The sequence below is a fragment of the Steroidobacter cummioxidans genome, from assembly GCF_003104955.1.
The window spans coordinates 58050-72626 of sequence record NZ_LSRW01000045.1; the positions used below are offsets into that span (position 1 = coordinate 58050).

16 protein-coding genes and 1 tRNA gene are annotated in these 14577 nt (G+C 61.7%); 13 read left to right on the top strand and 4 right to left on the bottom strand.

All coding sequences use genetic code 11. From position 1 onward, the window contains the following. The first annotated feature begins 30 nt into the window (after window positions 1-30). The 11 genes from D0550_RS20980 (at window position 31) to cysS (ending at window position 8450) form a co-directional block, all read left to right on the top strand. Window positions 31-1293 carry a hydroxymethylglutaryl-CoA synthase family protein gene (locus D0550_RS20980; RefSeq protein ID WP_116811145.1) on the top strand — a complete coding sequence of 421 codons (1263 nt, stop codon included), beginning with the start codon at window positions 31-33 and terminating at the stop codon, window positions 1291-1293. After that, window positions 1281-2075, top strand: coding sequence for an enoyl-CoA hydratase/isomerase (locus D0550_RS20985; protein WP_116811146.1), 795 nt, complete (start codon window positions 1281-1283; stop codon window positions 2073-2075). Before D0550_RS20980 ends, D0550_RS20985 begins: the two co-directional genes overlap by 13 nt. 2 nt (window positions 2076-2077) lie before the next feature. Then, window positions 2078-2824, top strand: coding sequence for a polyketide synthase (locus D0550_RS20990; protein WP_116811147.1), 747 nt, complete (start codon window positions 2078-2080; stop codon window positions 2822-2824). A gap of 22 nt (window positions 2825-2846) precedes the next feature. Then, window positions 2847-3086 carry an acyl carrier protein gene (locus tag D0550_RS20995; RefSeq protein ID WP_116811148.1) on the top strand — a complete coding sequence of 80 codons (240 nt, stop codon included), beginning with the start codon at window positions 2847-2849 and terminating at the stop codon, window positions 3084-3086. Beyond that, window positions 3073-4317, top strand: coding sequence for a beta-ketoacyl synthase N-terminal-like domain-containing protein (locus D0550_RS21000; RefSeq protein ID WP_116811149.1), 1245 nt, complete (start codon window positions 3073-3075; stop codon window positions 4315-4317). Before D0550_RS20995 ends, D0550_RS21000 begins: the two co-directional genes overlap by 14 nt. A gap of 54 nt (window positions 4318-4371) precedes the next feature. Continuing rightward, window positions 4372-4908 carry a transcription termination/antitermination protein NusG gene (gene nusG / locus D0550_RS21005; RefSeq protein ID WP_116811150.1) on the top strand — a complete coding sequence of 179 codons (537 nt, stop codon included), beginning with the start codon at window positions 4372-4374 and terminating at the stop codon, window positions 4906-4908. A 97-nt stretch (window positions 4909-5005) separates the two neighbouring features. After that, window positions 5006-5635 (top strand): acyl-homoserine-lactone synthase, encoded by a 630-nt coding sequence (locus tag D0550_RS21010; RefSeq protein WP_116811151.1) that lies wholly within the window; start codon window positions 5006-5008, stop codon window positions 5633-5635. Window positions 5636-5732: 97 nt separating this feature from the next. Then, window positions 5733-6095: a DUF4902 domain-containing protein gene (locus tag D0550_RS21015; RefSeq protein WP_161965958.1), complete on the top strand. Its 363-nt coding sequence runs from the start codon at window positions 5733-5735 to the stop codon at window positions 6093-6095. Between the two features lie 202 nt (window positions 6096-6297). Beyond that, complete coding sequence (locus tag D0550_RS21020; protein WP_116811153.1) at window positions 6298-6669, top strand: autoinducer binding domain-containing protein; 372 nt, start codon at window positions 6298-6300, stop codon at window positions 6667-6669. Next, on the top strand, window positions 6666-7040 hold the full coding sequence (locus D0550_RS36435) for a helix-turn-helix transcriptional regulator (protein ID WP_116811154.1): 375 nt from the start codon (window positions 6666-6668) through the stop codon (window positions 7038-7040). The genes D0550_RS21020 and D0550_RS36435 overlap by 4 nt, the downstream gene beginning before the upstream one ends. A gap of 18 nt (window positions 7041-7058) precedes the next feature. Continuing rightward, window positions 7059-8450, top strand: coding sequence for a cysteine--tRNA ligase (gene cysS, locus D0550_RS21030; protein ID WP_116811155.1), 1392 nt, complete (start codon window positions 7059-7061; stop codon window positions 8448-8450). Window positions 8451-8454: 4 nt separating this feature from the next. Here the strand turns inward: cysS and D0550_RS21035 are convergent. The 4 genes from D0550_RS21035 to D0550_RS21050 form a co-directional block, all read right to left on the bottom strand. Continuing rightward, window positions 8455-8528, bottom strand: a tRNA-Cys gene (locus D0550_RS21035). Window positions 8529-8597: 69 nt separating this feature from the next. Further along, window positions 8598-9539, bottom strand: a complete 942-nt coding sequence (locus D0550_RS21040) for a DUF2268 domain-containing putative Zn-dependent protease (RefSeq protein ID WP_206606442.1) — start codon at window positions 9537-9539, stop codon at window positions 8598-8600. Between the two features lie 56 nt (window positions 9540-9595). After that, window positions 9596-10168: a DUF4126 domain-containing protein gene (locus D0550_RS21045; RefSeq protein ID WP_206606443.1), complete on the bottom strand. Its 573-nt coding sequence runs from the start codon at window positions 10166-10168 to the stop codon at window positions 9596-9598. Between the two features lie 106 nt (window positions 10169-10274). Then, on the bottom strand, window positions 10275-12692 hold the full coding sequence (locus tag D0550_RS21050; protein ID WP_116811157.1) for a TonB-dependent receptor: 2418 nt from the start codon (window positions 12690-12692) through the stop codon (window positions 10275-10277). 310 nt (window positions 12693-13002) lie between these two features. Between D0550_RS21050 and D0550_RS21055 the strand changes: the two genes are divergently transcribed. Together D0550_RS21055 and D0550_RS21060 are read left to right on the top strand one after the other, a co-directional pair. Then, a complete protein-coding gene (locus D0550_RS21055) occupies window positions 13003-13572 on the top strand; it encodes an RNA polymerase sigma factor (RefSeq protein ID WP_116811158.1) in 570 nt (189 codons plus the stop codon). Further along, entirely contained in the window at window positions 13523-14530 is a 1008-nt protein-coding gene (locus tag D0550_RS21060; RefSeq protein ID WP_116811159.1) for a FecR family protein, read from the top strand. The genes D0550_RS21055 and D0550_RS21060 overlap by 50 nt, the downstream gene beginning before the upstream one ends. Window positions 14531-14577 lie beyond the last annotated feature (47 nt).

The window sequence follows — 14577 nt, forward strand, 5'->3', positions numbered from 1 at the left end:
CAGATCAATCAAGCAGGTAGGTAGCTCGTCATGGTCAAGGCAGGAATCGAGGCAATGAACGTGTATGCCGGCACCACGTTCCTGGACGTCAAAAAGCTGGCCGAGCATCGCAATCTGGATCGCAGGCGCTTCGACAATCTGCTGATGAAGCAGAAGAGCGTCACCTTGCCTTACGAGGATCCGATTACGTTCGCGGTCAATGCCGCCAAGCCCATCATCGACAGCCTGAGCGCCGAGGAGCGCGATCGCATCGAGATGGTGATCACCTGCACCGAGTCGGCGTTCGATTTCGGCAAGTCCATGAGCACCTACTGTCACGACCTGCTCGGCTTGAATCGAAACTGTCGCTTGTTCGAGGTGAAAAACGCTTGTTTTTCCGGGGTGGCGGGCTTTCAGAACGCCATCAACTTCGTACTCGCGCAAGTCTCCCCGGGTGCCAAGGCGCTGGTCATCGCCACGGACATTTCCCGTTTCATGATCGAAGAGGGCGGCGACGCGCTCACCATGGAGTGGTCGTTCGCCGAGCCGAGCAGCGGGGCCGGCGCGGTGGCGCTGCTGATCAGCGAAACGCCGTATGTCTTCCAAGTGGATCCGGGTGCCATCGGCTCCTATGGTTACGAAGTGATGGACACGTGCCGACCTTCCACGGACAGCGAAGCCGGCGACTCGGATCTGTCGCTCACGTCGTACCTGGACTGCAGCGAGAACGCGTTTCTCGAGTACCAAAAGCGCGTCAGCGGTGCGGACTATGGGCGTACCTTCGGTTACCTCGCTTATCACACGCCGTTTGGTGGCATGGTGAAAGGCGCACACCGCAGCTTGATGCGCAAACACGTGCGCGGCGTGACGCCGTCGGACATCGAAGCAGACTTCGAGCGGCGCATGGTTCCCGGTCTGACGTACTGCCAGCGTGTGGGCAACATCATGGGCGCGACCGCCATGCTGTCGCTCGCGAGCACCATCGCCAATGGCAACTTCGACAAGCCGCAGCGAGTCGGCGTGTTTTCTTATGGATCGGGTTGCTGCTCGGAGTTCTTCAGCGGCGTCGCCACCAAGGAAGGGCAGGAGCGGGTTCGTGCCATGGGCATCAAGGAGCATCTCGATCGCCGCTACGAGCTGTCGATGGACGAATACGACGACCTGCTGGTCGGCAGCAACGCAGTGAAGTTCGGGACGCGTAACGTGGTGCTGGACCGGGGTTTCATTCCCAAGGCACGCACCACGCACGGCCGGCCGACGCTGTTCCTGAAAGAAATCAAGGAATATGGAAGGAAGTACGAATGGGTGCAGTAATCGCGGAAGCGTTCCCGTATGAAACGCTGCGGGTGCGGGTCGCCCAGGATGTGTGTTTCATCCAGATCCATCGTCCCGACGCCAACAACTCGATCAACGATCGGCTGATCGAAGAGTTCACCGCGGCGCTGGATCGCTGCGGTCCGGAGATCAAGATCGTGGTGCTGGAAGGCAGTCCCGAAGTGTTCTGCTTCGGCGCTGACTTCAAGGGGCTGCAGCAAAGCTTTCAAGCCACGGGCAGGCCCGCTGTCATGGATCCGGAGCCTATGTATGAGCTGTGGCGCCGGCTGTCTTCGGGTCCGTTCGTCACCATCGCCCACGTGCGCGGCCAGGCGAATGCCGGCGGCATGGGCTTCGTCGCTGCCTGCGACATGGTGATTTGCGATGAGAAGGCGACGTTCAGTCTGTCGGAGTTGCTGTTCGGGCTGATGCCGGCCTGTGTGCTGCCGTTCCTGGTGCGCAGGGTCGGCTTTGCTCGCGCGAACTACATGACGCTGATGACCGAGCCAGTCACTGCGAAGACCGCGGTCGAATGGGGCTTGGTCGACGACTGCGCGGCGGATAGCGCCAATCTGCTGCGTAAGAAGCTATTGCGCCTGCGACGCCTGTCGAAAGCCGCGATTCACCGGTACAAGCGCTACGCACAGGCTCTGGATGACACGCTCGAAGCGGCCAAGCCGAAGGCGCTGGAAGCAAACATCGAGGTGTTCTCCGACCGGGCGAATCTGCAGAAGATCGCGCGGTATGTCAGCACCGGGCAGTTCCCATGGGAAGCGGAGTAGCCATGGAACCCGCGGTCGAGCTGCGCTACGTCGACGACGGCATCGCTCAGATCAGGATGCAGGATCGCGTCAGCAAGAACACGTTCTCGATGCCGCTGGCCGAGGGCTTGATCGCGGCGTTTGGCGAGGTCAGTGAGGATGCACGCTGCAAAGTCGTGATCCTGACCGGTTACGACAGCTACTTCGCCAGCGGCGGCACCAAGGAGAGTCTGCTGCTGCTCTCGGATGGCAAAGGCAAGTTCACCGACGTCGATCTCTACAGCCTGGCATTGAATTGCCCCGTGCCGGTGATCGCCGCCATGCAGGGCCACGGCATCGGCGGGGGCTTCGCGCTCGGCATGTTTGCTGATTTCCCCATCCTCAGTCGCGAGAGCATCTACACCACCAACTTCATGAAGTACGGCTTCACGCCCGGCATGGGCGCGACGTTCATTCTGCCCAGAAAGCTCGGAATCACCCTGGCCGAGGAGATGATGATCGTCGCCCGCACCTATCGCGGCGAGGAGCTGCAGAGGCGGGGTGTGCCGTTTCCGGTGCTGCCGCGTGCCGAAGTCGCCGCTTATGCGTTCGACCTGGCGAAGGACATCGCGGAGAAGCCGAGAATTTCGCTCGTCACGCTCAAGGATCACCTGGTTGCGTCGTTGCGAGCGGGGCTGCCTGCGACCATCGATCAGGAGCTGGCCATGCACGAGCGGACTTTCCACCGGCCCGAGATCCGGGATCGCATCGAGACTCTTTTCGGGCGTTAGCCCACCTTCACAGGAGTACATCGTGAACAAAGAAGACATTTTTGCCATCGTCACCCGCCATACCCAGGAAGTGATTCCTGCGCTGCGCGGCCATCAGTTTCAACCGAGCCAGTCGCTGCGCGAGCTGGGCGCCAATTCCATCGATCGCTCCGAGATCGTGATGATGACGCTCGAGTCGCTGGCGCTGCGCATCCCGCTGGTCGAGACGGTCAAGGCGACCAACATCGGCGAGCTGGTCAACGTGCTGCATGCCAAGCTCTGACTCATCCGCGGTCCTGGTCACCGGGGTTGGCATCACCAGTGCCATCGGCCACGGCGCGGGCGACTTCATCGCGGCCTTGTTGGAGGGCAAGCGCAATTTTGCAGTGATGAAGCGGCCGGGCCGGCAGTGTGCGGCAGGAGATGAGCCGGCTACCCGTTTCATCGGCGCGGAGATCCCTTCCTTCTCGCCGCCTGAAGGATTGCCCGCCGGCATCCTGCGAACCGCATCGCTGTCGGGACAAGTGGCGCTCGCCACGCTTCATGAAGCCTGGCGCGATGCGAGGTTGACCGACGTCGATCCGGTTCGCATTGGCCTGGTGGTCGGCGGCTCGAACGTGCAACAACGAGAGTTGAGCCGTGCGCACGAGTCGTATCGCGAGCGCCCGCAGTTTCTGCGTCCGACCTACGGCTTGTCATTCATGGATAGCGACATCTCCGGAATGTGCAGCGAGGTGTTCGGCATCAAAGGCTTCGCATACACATTGGGTGGCGCGTCGGCCAGCGGACAGCTCGCCGCAATCCATGCAGTTCAGTCGGTGGCGTCGGGTCAGGTGGATGTTTGTATTGCGCTCGGCGCGCTGATGGATCTGTCTCATTGGGAATGCCAGGGTCTGCGCTCTCTGGGAGCGATGGGATCGGATGAGTTCGCCGACCAGCCGCAGCTGGCGTGTCGCCCCTTCGATCGCCGCACCGATGGTTTCATCTTTGGTGAGTCTTGCGGAGCCGTCGTGGTGGAGCGAGCCGGTGCGGCGCGGCGTGCGGGCGTGGGGAGCTACGCACGCGTTGCTGGATGGGCGATGCGAATGGATGCGAACAGAAATCCCAATCCGTCGTTCGAAGGCGAAGTCAGTGTGATGCGACAGGCGCTGAACAATGCCGGGTTCGATCCAGCGTCAATCGACTATGTGAATCCGCACGGCACCGGCTCGAAGCTGGGCGATGCGACCGAAGTCAAAGCGATAGAGGAGGTGGGACTGAAACACGCATACATCAACACGACCAAATCACTCATCGGTCACGGGCTGAGTGCCGCGGGCGCAAGCGAGCTCGTTGCAACGCTGTTACAGATGCGGGCGCGACGACTGCATCCTTGTGGAAATCTCGAACAGCCCATCGACGACAGCTGCAATTGGGTTCGAGTGCAACCCGTAGATCACGCAATTCAGCGCGCAGTAAAAATCAGTCTTGGCTTCAGCGGCATCAACTGTGCCATGTGTCTGGAAGCGAGTTAGCGATCGACTTACCTGCCAGAGTTTCCAGCTACGCCGCACCGGCGGATCGACGTAATGTCACTCCCCACAGACGGAGGGCGGGCAGTGATTCAGTCGCAGATCGATCCCTGGCTGGTGCTTAGAACGCGCAGCCATCAAGAGAACACGGTGGAGCAGTGCCTGCGGCAGAAACGAATCAATGCCTATCTGCCGAAACACGCTGTGCCGCGCCGCCGTGTCAGCGGTCCCCGGACCTTCGTCGCAGCGCCTTTGTTTCCAGGTTATATCTTCGTGCAGCCGCGCGAGGATCAGTTCGAGAATATGCGTTACATCCGCGGTTCCTGCGGACTCATTTTCGCCGGCGACAAGCCAGCTGCGATGCCGGAGAAAGATCTGGATGCGGTGCGCGTCCTGGTCGATAGCGGCACGCAGCTCGCGGTCAATCCGCGGCTCATGCCGGGCCAGCGTGTCGAAGTCGTCGCCGGACCTTTCATGGGCATTCAGGGCGAGCTCATTCGTATCAAGAATGAAGATCGCCTGGTCATCAATGCGGCTTTGCTGAGCAGCAGCGTCAGCGTCGAAGTCGACGCCGACAAGGTGACGATCCTGTGACGCGTAAAGGCTACCGACTGTCAAACCTGTCAGTTACCGGCGCTGGCCGGACTGATATCTAATCCCTCCACGGACGGCCCGATAAGGAAACACTGGCATGCCAACTCTCTCCATCGGGAACTGTAGGCAACTCAGCTCCGCCCTCCTGAGTCTGATGCATGAGTTTCGTCACGAGGTGTTCGTGAAGCGACTCAAGTGGTCGCTGCCGGCGAGCGATGGGGTGGAGCGGGATCAGTACGACACGGCGAGTGCCAGATACGTCGTCCTCACCGACGACACCGATCGCATCACGGCGTGTGCGCGGCTGTTGCCGACGACGGAGAGCTACATGCTGCCGGACCTGTTTCCCCAGTTGCTCGGCGGCGTCGATACGCCGAGAGCCTGGAATATCTGGGAGCTGAGCCGCTTCGCGACCAGCGTGCGCGAAACCGGCGAAGGGCGTATTCTTGCGCTTTCCAAGCCGACGCTGGACTTTCTCGATCAAGTGTTGGAGTGTGCCCAGCGCCATAACATACGCCGATTGATCTTCGTCACGTCGATCGGGGTAGAACGATTGATGCTACGGGCCGGAGTACCGGCTCACCGCATCGGTCCACCGGCTTTGGTAGACGGACAGCTGACAGTGGCCTTGTTTATCGAGGTCGAGAAAGAAAAGGCTGTAGCACCTGCTCCCGCGCACCTCTCATTGGATTTGTCGCATGCCGATGCGGCAGGGGTGGCAGCCTGATTTGCGATTTGTCACGGCGGTACGGACGCGCCCCCCAAAGTCGGGCGCCAGGGCGGTCTGAATAATGCAGCGTGAGGGAAACACACCGGATGGCTACGTGCGGATACCCACTGAGGCACTCGCTGAGGTCGAGCTGCGCCATCTGATCTCGGAGAAGGACACCTCTATTGCCGTGCCCGGCGGGGGTGCGACCATCACGGGCATCACCGAATGGGTGGGCGACTGGCACAACCAGACCGTGTCCATCGGCTGGGATTGGGCCGTGCTCGACGGCGTCATCGTGCTGGTGAGTCCGAACGAGATTCGCACCAACATTCAGCTCATTTCGCGCACCGGCAGCTCCGAGCCGCCCGCGCTCGCGCAGATTCATCTGTTCCATTGGATCGAGTCGCTGCCGTGGCGGGGCGGCGCCGTACAGGACTTGCTGGCGGGCGAACGTTGTCTGAACAAGCCGCGTTGAGCTCGCGGGGCGCGTCGGGTTAACGTGCCTGTTACCTTTCTGAAACTCATCTCGTATAGTGTCCCCGGCAGCGCGATGGTGGGTGCAGAAGGGCCGGACATGTAAAAACGCCCCGCAGTGCCAGCGCAGCGAGAAAAACGCAGGGAGCCAGTCGAGGGGGGCGAAGGGCTCGTGGTTACAGCAACCGAGCAAATAGCCACCTATGGGAAGCTCATGGACGTTGAACTTGCTGTGCGAGGCTTACGATGCCATGGAGCGCGCGCGCAACTCCGATGAGCTGCGTGCCGAAATAGACAAGTTCGCACGGCAAAGCGGCTTCGAACACTTCGCCTACGTGCTGACCATCAGCGCGCCGTCCCTACGATTGCAGCACCACGTCATCAACGGCTTTCCGCTGGCGTGGCATGAGCGCTACCTCGCTCGGGAATATTTCAAAATCGATCCGGTCGTGCATTACGCCCAGAACAGCTCATTGCCGGCGATCTGGAGCGAAGAGAAGTTTCACAAACGGCGAGTCCCGCGAGTTCTTGGGGAAAAGAAAAGCGTGTTTCGCTGGGCTTGCGAGCCGGCATGAGCTTCGCGGTTCACGGGCAGCCGGGTCTCACCGGTCTCATGAGTCTGTCGCGCGACAAATCGCTGAATCTGCCGGCGCCCGATATGGCGGCGTTGATCGGGCGGGCGCAGATGTTTGCCAGCATGCTGCACGATGCGGTCGTGCGGATCGAGGTGCCGAAATTGCTGCCCGAGCAGAGCATCGCGATGACTCCCCGCGAGCGCGAATGTCTGAAATGGTCCGCCGACGGCAAGACCGCGTGGGAGATCGGTCAAATCCTGAGCATCACCGAGCGCACCGTCGTGTTCCACATGAACAACGTGATCCAGAAGCTCGGCGCCTCGAACAAGATCCAGGCCATCGTTCGAGCGGTCAGCCTGAAGCTGGTCTAACCTGCAAGGGGCGCGCCCATGATTCGCATCCACAACTCCCTTTCGGGGCAGAAAGAGCCGCTCACGCCGATTACTCCGGGCCAGGTCCGAATGTACGTGTGTGGCATCACCGTGTACGACTATGTGCACGTCGGCCACGCCCGGATGTTCATCGTGTTCGATATGGTGCGGCGATATCTGCAGCGTCGCGGCTTCGAAGTGACGCTGGTTCAGAACATCACGGACATCGACGACAAGATCATCCGTCGCGCGGCGGAGAACGGTGAGTCCATGGAGGCGCTCGTGGAGCGCTTCATCCGTGCCATGCACGAAGATCGAGAGCGATTGGGCATCGCGGCTCCGGATCACGAGCCGCGCGCGACCCGATATCTTCCTGAAATCCTGTTCATGATCGAGCGCTTGATCGAGCGCGGCTATGCCTATGTGGCGTCGAATGGCGACGTCATGTACGCGGTCGCGCAGTTCGAAGGCTATGGCCGGCTATCCGGCAAATGTCTGGCGGATCTGCGAGCGGGCGCGCGAGTCGCCGTGGTCGAGGCGAAGCGCGATCCGCTCGATTTCGTACTGTGGAAATCGGCCAAGCCCGGTGAGCCGGCCTGGGATTCACCGTGGGGCAGCGGGCGGCCTGGCTGGCACATCGAATGCTCTGCCATGTCGACGGCGCTGCTTGGCGACCATTTCGATATCCATGGTGGCGGATTGGATCTGAAGTTTCCGCATCACGAGAACGAGATCGCGCAGTCCTGCGGCGCGTCGGGCCACTCGCATTTTGCGAATCTCTGGATGCACAACGGCTTCGTGAATGTGGACAACGAGAAGATGTCGAAGTCGCTCGGCAACTTCTTTACCTTGCGCGAGGTGCTCGCGAAGCTGCGTCACCCGGAAGTGATGCGTTATTTCATGCTGTCGAGCCATTATCGCGGGCCGATCAATTATTCGCTCGAGCAGTTGGAACAGGCAGACGCCGCGCTCGTGCGCATCTACACCGCGCTTCGCGAGCTGCCGAGACTTCACGAGGTGCAGCCGAGTGCTTACGCCGAGCGCTTCTGCGAGGCGATGGACGACGATTTCAACACTCCCGAAGCGTTGGCCGTGCTCCAGTCGCTCGTACGCAGTATCAACTCGGCACGAGCTGCGGGTGACAACTCACAGGCTGCGCTGCTTGGCGCGGAGCTGCGTTCTCTAGCCGGTGTTCTCGGACTGGCGCAGTCCGAATCGGATGCATGGCTGCGCAGCGCAGGGCAGGCCGATATCGCAGATGCAACGGTGGAGTTGCTGATCGAGGAGCGCAATACGGCACGCCGTGGCAAGAACTGGCAAGAGGCGGATCGTATCCGCAAGCAGCTCGACAGCGCCGGAGTGATTCTGGAGGATCAGCCCGGCGGCATAACCGTCTGGCGCCGGGCGTGAGGGATGGAGGCGCGGACAGGAATCGAACCTATTTAAGAGGCTTTGCAAACCCCTGCCTCACCGATCGGCCACCGCGCCATCCTGGAAACAGAGGCTACGCACTTTGCGCGCTGTCGCCGACTGTCAACTCTGTCAGTGCTTGCAGCGTCATCTCTTGGGAGACGTTGGTAGTTCAATACCCGGATACCAGCCGCTGCGGGCGAGGAACGCTTTCGCGTCGCTCATTTCCAAAATGTCACGGAAGGCTTGGGACGGATCGGGGTGGTGCTGGTAGTAAGCCTTGACGATCCGATAGCCGACCCAGTAGCCGAGATCGCCGGGCTGTTGCAGCGTGCTGTTGTCCAGCCATGCAGACAGATCGGTTTTATCCTGGTCGGCCACGAAGGCGGTTTCGATCTGTTTCTCGCGACCTTGGGTCAGCGGCTCGAAATGCGAATAGGCGGTCTTGCCTGATGTGAGCTCCGCTGCAAATTCGGCGGCGCCTTCCAGCAGGGATCGCTGCAATACCGTCAGGTGCTCTTGCTCTGCGGCGGCCACCTGTTGAACGTGAGCGTACTCGTGTGCGATGACGTGTACGAAGCGGTCCTCGAGATTCGGAGTGAACCAGTCGACCGCGCACAGCGCTTCGAGTCCGATCTGCAATCCCGTGGCGGGGTACCCTATGCCAACGGGTTTGCCGCGGCCGACGACGATCGTGACTGGCGGAGTGCGGGCTTGCGGATAAAGTCTGACCAACTCGCGCAATGAGACTTCCAGGCGCTGCCGCACGCGAGGCAGGACGTCGAGGCAGCCTTTGGCGTTGGCATAAATCTCGGGTCGCTTCGCCACGTTGTCCGCAATGCTCTGTGCGGTCACATTGCGAAGCTTCGCCAACGTGTGCAGTCCGTCCGTGCCCCGATCCAGATAGTCACGCTGGAGCTGCTCGACGGTTGGCCGGCCCGCTGTGGCGGTGTAGATCTCGTAGAAGCGCTCGACGTCCTCGATTTGAATTTCCGGGCCTGGCGCGGCTGCGGCCGATGCCGAGCAAGCGAAGCCACAGATCAGAACGGCCAGACCGATTCCTTGCATCGTTGTTACTCTGTGTTCCATAACGACATTCTGACGCACCTTCCTTGGAGAAGGTTGCGGCGAGATGCCAGCCCTGATTAGCGAGCGCGAACGCGGGCCCGGCGCGATCGTCGGAAGAGATAAATCGCCAGCACCAGCGCTACCGCCACACACAGGATCGGGGCCACGATCGCGAGAATGGAAAGCGTCGCGGCGCCCGCAGTCTCTGCAGTACTCACGGCGGGATTGCCCAGGCCGCCGGTGAACGCCGTGCTTTTCAGCCGGAGCAGGGCGGCTCCAGTTTTGGTGATGCCGGCGATCCCGCCGCCTGCAATCAGCGCGATCGGCCACTTGGCCTCAGGGGGCAGATCCACCATCACCGAAGCGCTGGCCAGCACTCCCGCCACGATCGCCAACGGCCCGGCAAGCACATCGAGCAGGTGATCGACGCCCGGAATGTAGAAGGCGAGCGTCTCGATGGCTGCTGCCGTCCCCAGGGCGATCAAGGCAGGCGTGCTTTGCAGCCATTGAAAAGAGTCGGCCAGCGGGATGTATCCGGCGCGCGCCGCCAGTCCTGCGACCAGCAGCGGCACGAACACTCGAAAGCCGGTCGCCGCCGCGAGCCCTATGCCCAGTGCGATGCTGAAGAGGGTGTTCAGTGAGGTGTCCACCGTCAGTAAAGATCGGGTGGGACATTCTGTTCCATCCGCTAACGAAGCGCGATGGTTTTGCGGTGGCGGCGGGCATCTCGGGTGCCCGCCGCCTCAAGACTAGCGATCAAAAGGTCTTGTTCACCGTCAAGCCGTAGGTGCGAGGATCACCCAACTGCGCTACCACCAGGCCGGTGTTGCCCGACTGCGTGGACAGCATTTCGAAGTAGTCCTTGTTGAAGGCGTTGCGTACCCAGCCGTAGATATTCCAGCCTTCGCCGAAGCGGGCACCGGCGCGGAAGTTCGCCAGCGAATAGCCGGAGACATCGGTGTAGACCGAGCGCGATGGATTGGACGAGAACTTGGAGCGATAGCTGCCATCGAACGCGAAGTACGCGCCGCCATCCGAGCCGAGCGCCGACAGCGGCAAGTCATATTCGAATCCGTACGACAGCGCGACCTTGGAGATGCCCGGCAGCCACTGACCGGAAATATCGCAAGCGGGCGGGCTGAAGCCGCCCGGTGTGCCGGGCGCGCTCGGAGGATTCGCGGCGCTCGCAGCGGTGCCGCCCGCCAGCTCCGGTGGGCACGGCGCATCTGGGAATCTCACATACTCGTGATCCGTATAGGCGGCGTTGGCGAACACGTTCAGGTTCTCCAGCGGCCGGGTGTTCAGTTCCAATTCCAAGCCACGCACGCGCACCTGGTCGGCATTCGCGAGGTAACCGCGGATCACATTGGCCTGGCTGTTGGTGACCGTCGCCTGATAGTCGTTGATGTCGGTCCAGAACGCAGACAGATTGAGCGTCACACTCTTCGAGAACAGCTGGGTCTTCAGGCCAGCCTCGTAGTGATTGGTCTTTTCCGGCGCCACGGTTTCCACCGCGGTGATCGGCTGATTGTTGGCATCCAGCGGCAAGCCCGACAGGTTGATGCCGCCCGACTTGAACGAGCGCGCATAAGTCACATATGCGAGCACGTCGTCGCTCACGTCATACGACACAGTGAAGTCGCCCGACACGTTGGTGTCGTCGAACTGAGGTTGATAGCTCTGCGGCGCGAGCACGCCGATCTGCGCAGCGGTGAGCGGCGTGTGGGTCGCATTCGTCACCGTTGCAATGTACTTGCCTTCCTTCTTGTCGTAGTTGACGCGCAGACCCGGCTGCACGCGCAGATCATCCGTGATGTGCCAGGTGAGCTGACCGAACGCCGCGACGCTGGTGTTCTTCAGGCCAATGTTGTTCTCCGAGCGCAGCCCGTTGAGGATGGACGGATCGTTGGCATTCGCGCCGCTCAACAACCAGCGGCTGGCCAGCGGGCCTTGCTCCTGCACGCCGGCAGTGTCGACGGTCTGATAGAAGCCGTACACGCCGACCACGTAGTCGATCTTGTCGCCGGAGTCCGCGTAGCGCAGCTCCTGCGAGTACTGACGCTGCTTGGACGGATTCGCGGAAACCGTGGTGATCGGCAAGCCGATGAAGTCGCGATCGTTCGCCGGGCCCCAGTCCCACTTGCGATAAGCGGTCACCGAGGTGAGCTGACCGGAACCGATGTTCCACTCGGCCAGCGCCGAGCCGCCGCCGAATTGCTGGATGGCGGTGAGCGGGGAGTCCAGGTCGGTCAGGCGATCGAACGGATTGAAGCTCGGCGGCTGATAGTTGCCGGACGCCTGGGCGAGCGAGGCGTACTGGCGGTTGAGCGGCCGCTGCGTCGACCCGGTCCGCGCCCACACCTGTCCGTAACCGATCGGATCCTGTTCGGTGTAATCGGCGGAGAAAGTGACTTTGAAATCGCGCGTCGCCTGCCACAACAGCTGGCCTTTGACGCCACGGTTGTCGAGCTCGTTGATGTGCTGACCGGTGGTGACGTTATAAATGGTGCCGTCGCGCGAGGTGTACGAGGCGCTCAGCCGGCCGGCGAGCTTGTCGCCGATCAACGGACCGGACACCGAAGCCTTGCCCTGGGTGTAATCGTAATTGCCTTGCGTCAGCTCGATGCGCGCTTCCGGCGTAAACGTCGGCTTGCGCGAAGTGATGTTGACCGCACCGGCAGTGGTGTTCTTACCGTACAGCGTGCCCTGCGGGCCACGCAGGATCTCGACGCGCTCGACGTCCAGGAAGTCGAAGGTCGCGGTGGCGTTACGGTTGTAATAAACCTGGTCGATATAGATGCCGACGCCCGGCTCGATGCCGTCGTTGGTGAGCCCGAACGGCGTGCCCAGGCCGCGAATGTTCACGCTGGAATTGCGCGGGTTGCTGGAATAGAACTGCACCGACGGCTGCAGCTGGGAGAGCCGGCCGACGTTGATGGTGCCGGTCTGTTCGATCTTGTCGGCATTGAGCACCGACACGGCCAGCGGCACGTCCTGGATCGCCTCTTCGCGGCGCCGTGCAGTGACCGTCACGCTCTCGATGCGCGAATCCGCTGAAGCGTTCGTGTCGGTATCGCCTTCCGCTGCGAGCGCCGGGTTCGCGCTCCCCGCAACGATCAGAGCGAGCAGGGCTGAGTAGCCCAGCGACTCGCCGTTTTTCTGTGGTCCGCGCATTTCTTGTGATCCTTGTTGATTTGGCCAGTCAGCAGCGCACGAGTGGCTACTGTTCGTGGCAGCTATCCTAGGAGGTGCTCGATACCGGTTCAGTCGCAGGGCGGTCACGAAATGGTCACCTTTCATGCCGAGCAGCCATCAGCAGATCACGAATTGTTAGCTTGATTGGGGGGCTGCAACATTTCCGTCATGCAGCGCGCCTAGCATCTGCGGTCATTTTTCCTGACCGGGGAGTCGGGTGCCTGATCGAACGGAAATAGCGGGGGACAGGGAATTCCCTCTGGACGATGACGAGCGAGCGCGCTGGTTCATGCATCACATCCTGCCGCATGAGGCAGCGCTCCGAGGCTGGCTGGCACGCCGGCGCGCACCTGCGGCATTCGATGTTGATGACATAGTGCAGGAGAGCTACGCCCTCCTGGCCGAGCGCGAGCGCGTCGACGACATCCTGAACCCGCGCGCCTACCTGTTTCAGGTGGCCCATTCCTTGGTGGTTCGCAGTATTCGCCGGGCGCGGATCGTGCCCATCCTCGCCGTCGAAGATCTCGGGCTGCTGGACTTGCCCGATGACGCGGCGACTCCCGAGCAAAGGGTGATCGCGCATGACGATCTGCGCCAGCTGGCCGAAGTCATCGCCACCATGCCGGGGCAAACGCGCGAGGCATTCGTCCTACGCCGGGTCAGGGGCCTGTCGCAGCGAGAGATCGCTTCGCACATGGGCCTTTCCGAAAACACCGTCGAGAAGCACATCGTGCGGGGACTGCGCTGGTTGGCAGATTGGTTCGCCGGTGGCGGAAACCCACCCGCCAAAAGCTCTAACAAGATGAAACGTGAACAAAGGCGAGCCGGTGCAAGAGCGCGAAACCAGCCAGGACATTGAGCGAATCGCTGCCGAATGGGTGGTTCGGGCCGATCGTGCGCCGCTCACCGCCAGTGAAGTCGAAGCGTTGCAGGACTGGTTGGCAGGGGATCGACGCCGACGCGGCGCCTTCATTCGTGCCAAGGCGCTGTGGCTGCGTAGTGAATCCGCGCGTGCGCTGGGCCCGCACTACGATCCGGAGAACTTTCAATCCGCACCTCCGCCAACCGAGCCGCCTCCCGCTCGGGTCGAGCGTCGACGACCCATGATGAAGTGGAGCGGGGCGCTGGCCGCTTCGCTCGTGGTCGTCGTGATGCTGGTGGCAACACTGCAGATGCCTACGGCCTATGCGACGGCCAAAGGCGAGATGCGTACTGTGCCACTGGGAGATGGCACCACGGTGACACTGAACACCGATACCCAGATCAAGATTTACGACGCCGACGGACGGCGGCGAATCCGCGTCCTGCGCGGTGAAGTGCTGATCGAAGGCGCCGGTGCCGCGTCGACGTTGGTTGAAGTCGATGGCAAGCAGCTGGAAGGGGCGGCGGCGACCTTCGTGGTCCGCAAGTTGAAAGATCAGCCCGCCCAGGTGCTGGTGCAAGACGGTCGTGTCGTGCTGGCTGAAGACAATCAGCCAACGATTCCGCTCGCGGCGAACACCGGCGCGTCGCTGCTCGAAGACCAAGAACAAGGCTGGCAGCTGCAGGCACTCTCGCTCGGACAGCTCGGGCGTGAGCTGGCCTGGCGCGAAGGAAAGATTGCCCTGCAGGGCGAGACATTGGCGGAAGCCGTGGCGGTCTATGCGCGCTACAGCGATACACCGATCGTGATCGCGGATCCGGATCTGGCGCAGGTGCCGGTCACGGGGCTGTTTACTGTCAACAATCCCCTCGGGTTCAGTCGCGCCGTCGCGGAAGTCTTCGGCGCCGAAGTGCGACAGGAGGACGATCGAATCGTCATTGCGCGCGCTCAGTGAGGCGCGACTTTGAATCTTTTTTGACAGGCTGACGGAAAATCGTTCAT

Bases quoted from the DNA above. Each gene is read 5' to 3' on its own strand.
- D0550_RS20980 (WP_116811145.1), top strand. From the start codon at position 31: ATGGTCAAGGCAGGAATCGAGGCAATGAACGTGTATGCCGGCACCACG.
- D0550_RS20985 (WP_116811146.1), top strand. From the start codon at position 1,281: ATGGGTGCAGTAATCGCGGAAGCGTTCCCGTATGAAACGCTGCGGGTG.
- D0550_RS20990 (WP_116811147.1), top strand. From the start codon at position 2,078: ATGGAACCCGCGGTCGAGCTGCGCTACGTCGACGACGGCATCGCTCAG.
- D0550_RS21000 (WP_116811149.1), top strand. From the start codon at position 3,073: ATGCCAAGCTCTGACTCATCCGCGGTCCTGGTCACCGGGGTTGGCATC.
- nusG (WP_116811150.1), top strand. From the start codon at position 4,372: ATGTCACTCCCCACAGACGGAGGGCGGGCAGTGATTCAGTCGCAGATC.
- D0550_RS21010 (WP_116811151.1), top strand. From the start codon at position 5,006: ATGCCAACTCTCTCCATCGGGAACTGTAGGCAACTCAGCTCCGCCCTC.
- D0550_RS21020 (WP_116811153.1), top strand. From the start codon at position 6,298: ATGGGAAGCTCATGGACGTTGAACTTGCTGTGCGAGGCTTACGATGCC.
- D0550_RS36435 (WP_116811154.1), top strand. From the start codon at position 6,666: ATGAGCTTCGCGGTTCACGGGCAGCCGGGTCTCACCGGTCTCATGAGT.
- cysS (WP_116811155.1), top strand. From the start codon at position 7,059: ATGATTCGCATCCACAACTCCCTTTCGGGGCAGAAAGAGCCGCTCACG.
- D0550_RS21040 (WP_206606442.1), bottom strand. From the start codon at position 9,539: ATGGAACACAGAGTAACAACGATGCAAGGAATCGGTCTGGCCGTTCTG.
- D0550_RS21050 (WP_116811157.1), bottom strand. From the start codon at position 12,692: ATGCGCGGACCACAGAAAAACGGCGAGTCGCTGGGCTACTCAGCCCTG.
- D0550_RS21055 (WP_116811158.1), top strand. From the start codon at position 13,003: ATGCATCACATCCTGCCGCATGAGGCAGCGCTCCGAGGCTGGCTGGCA.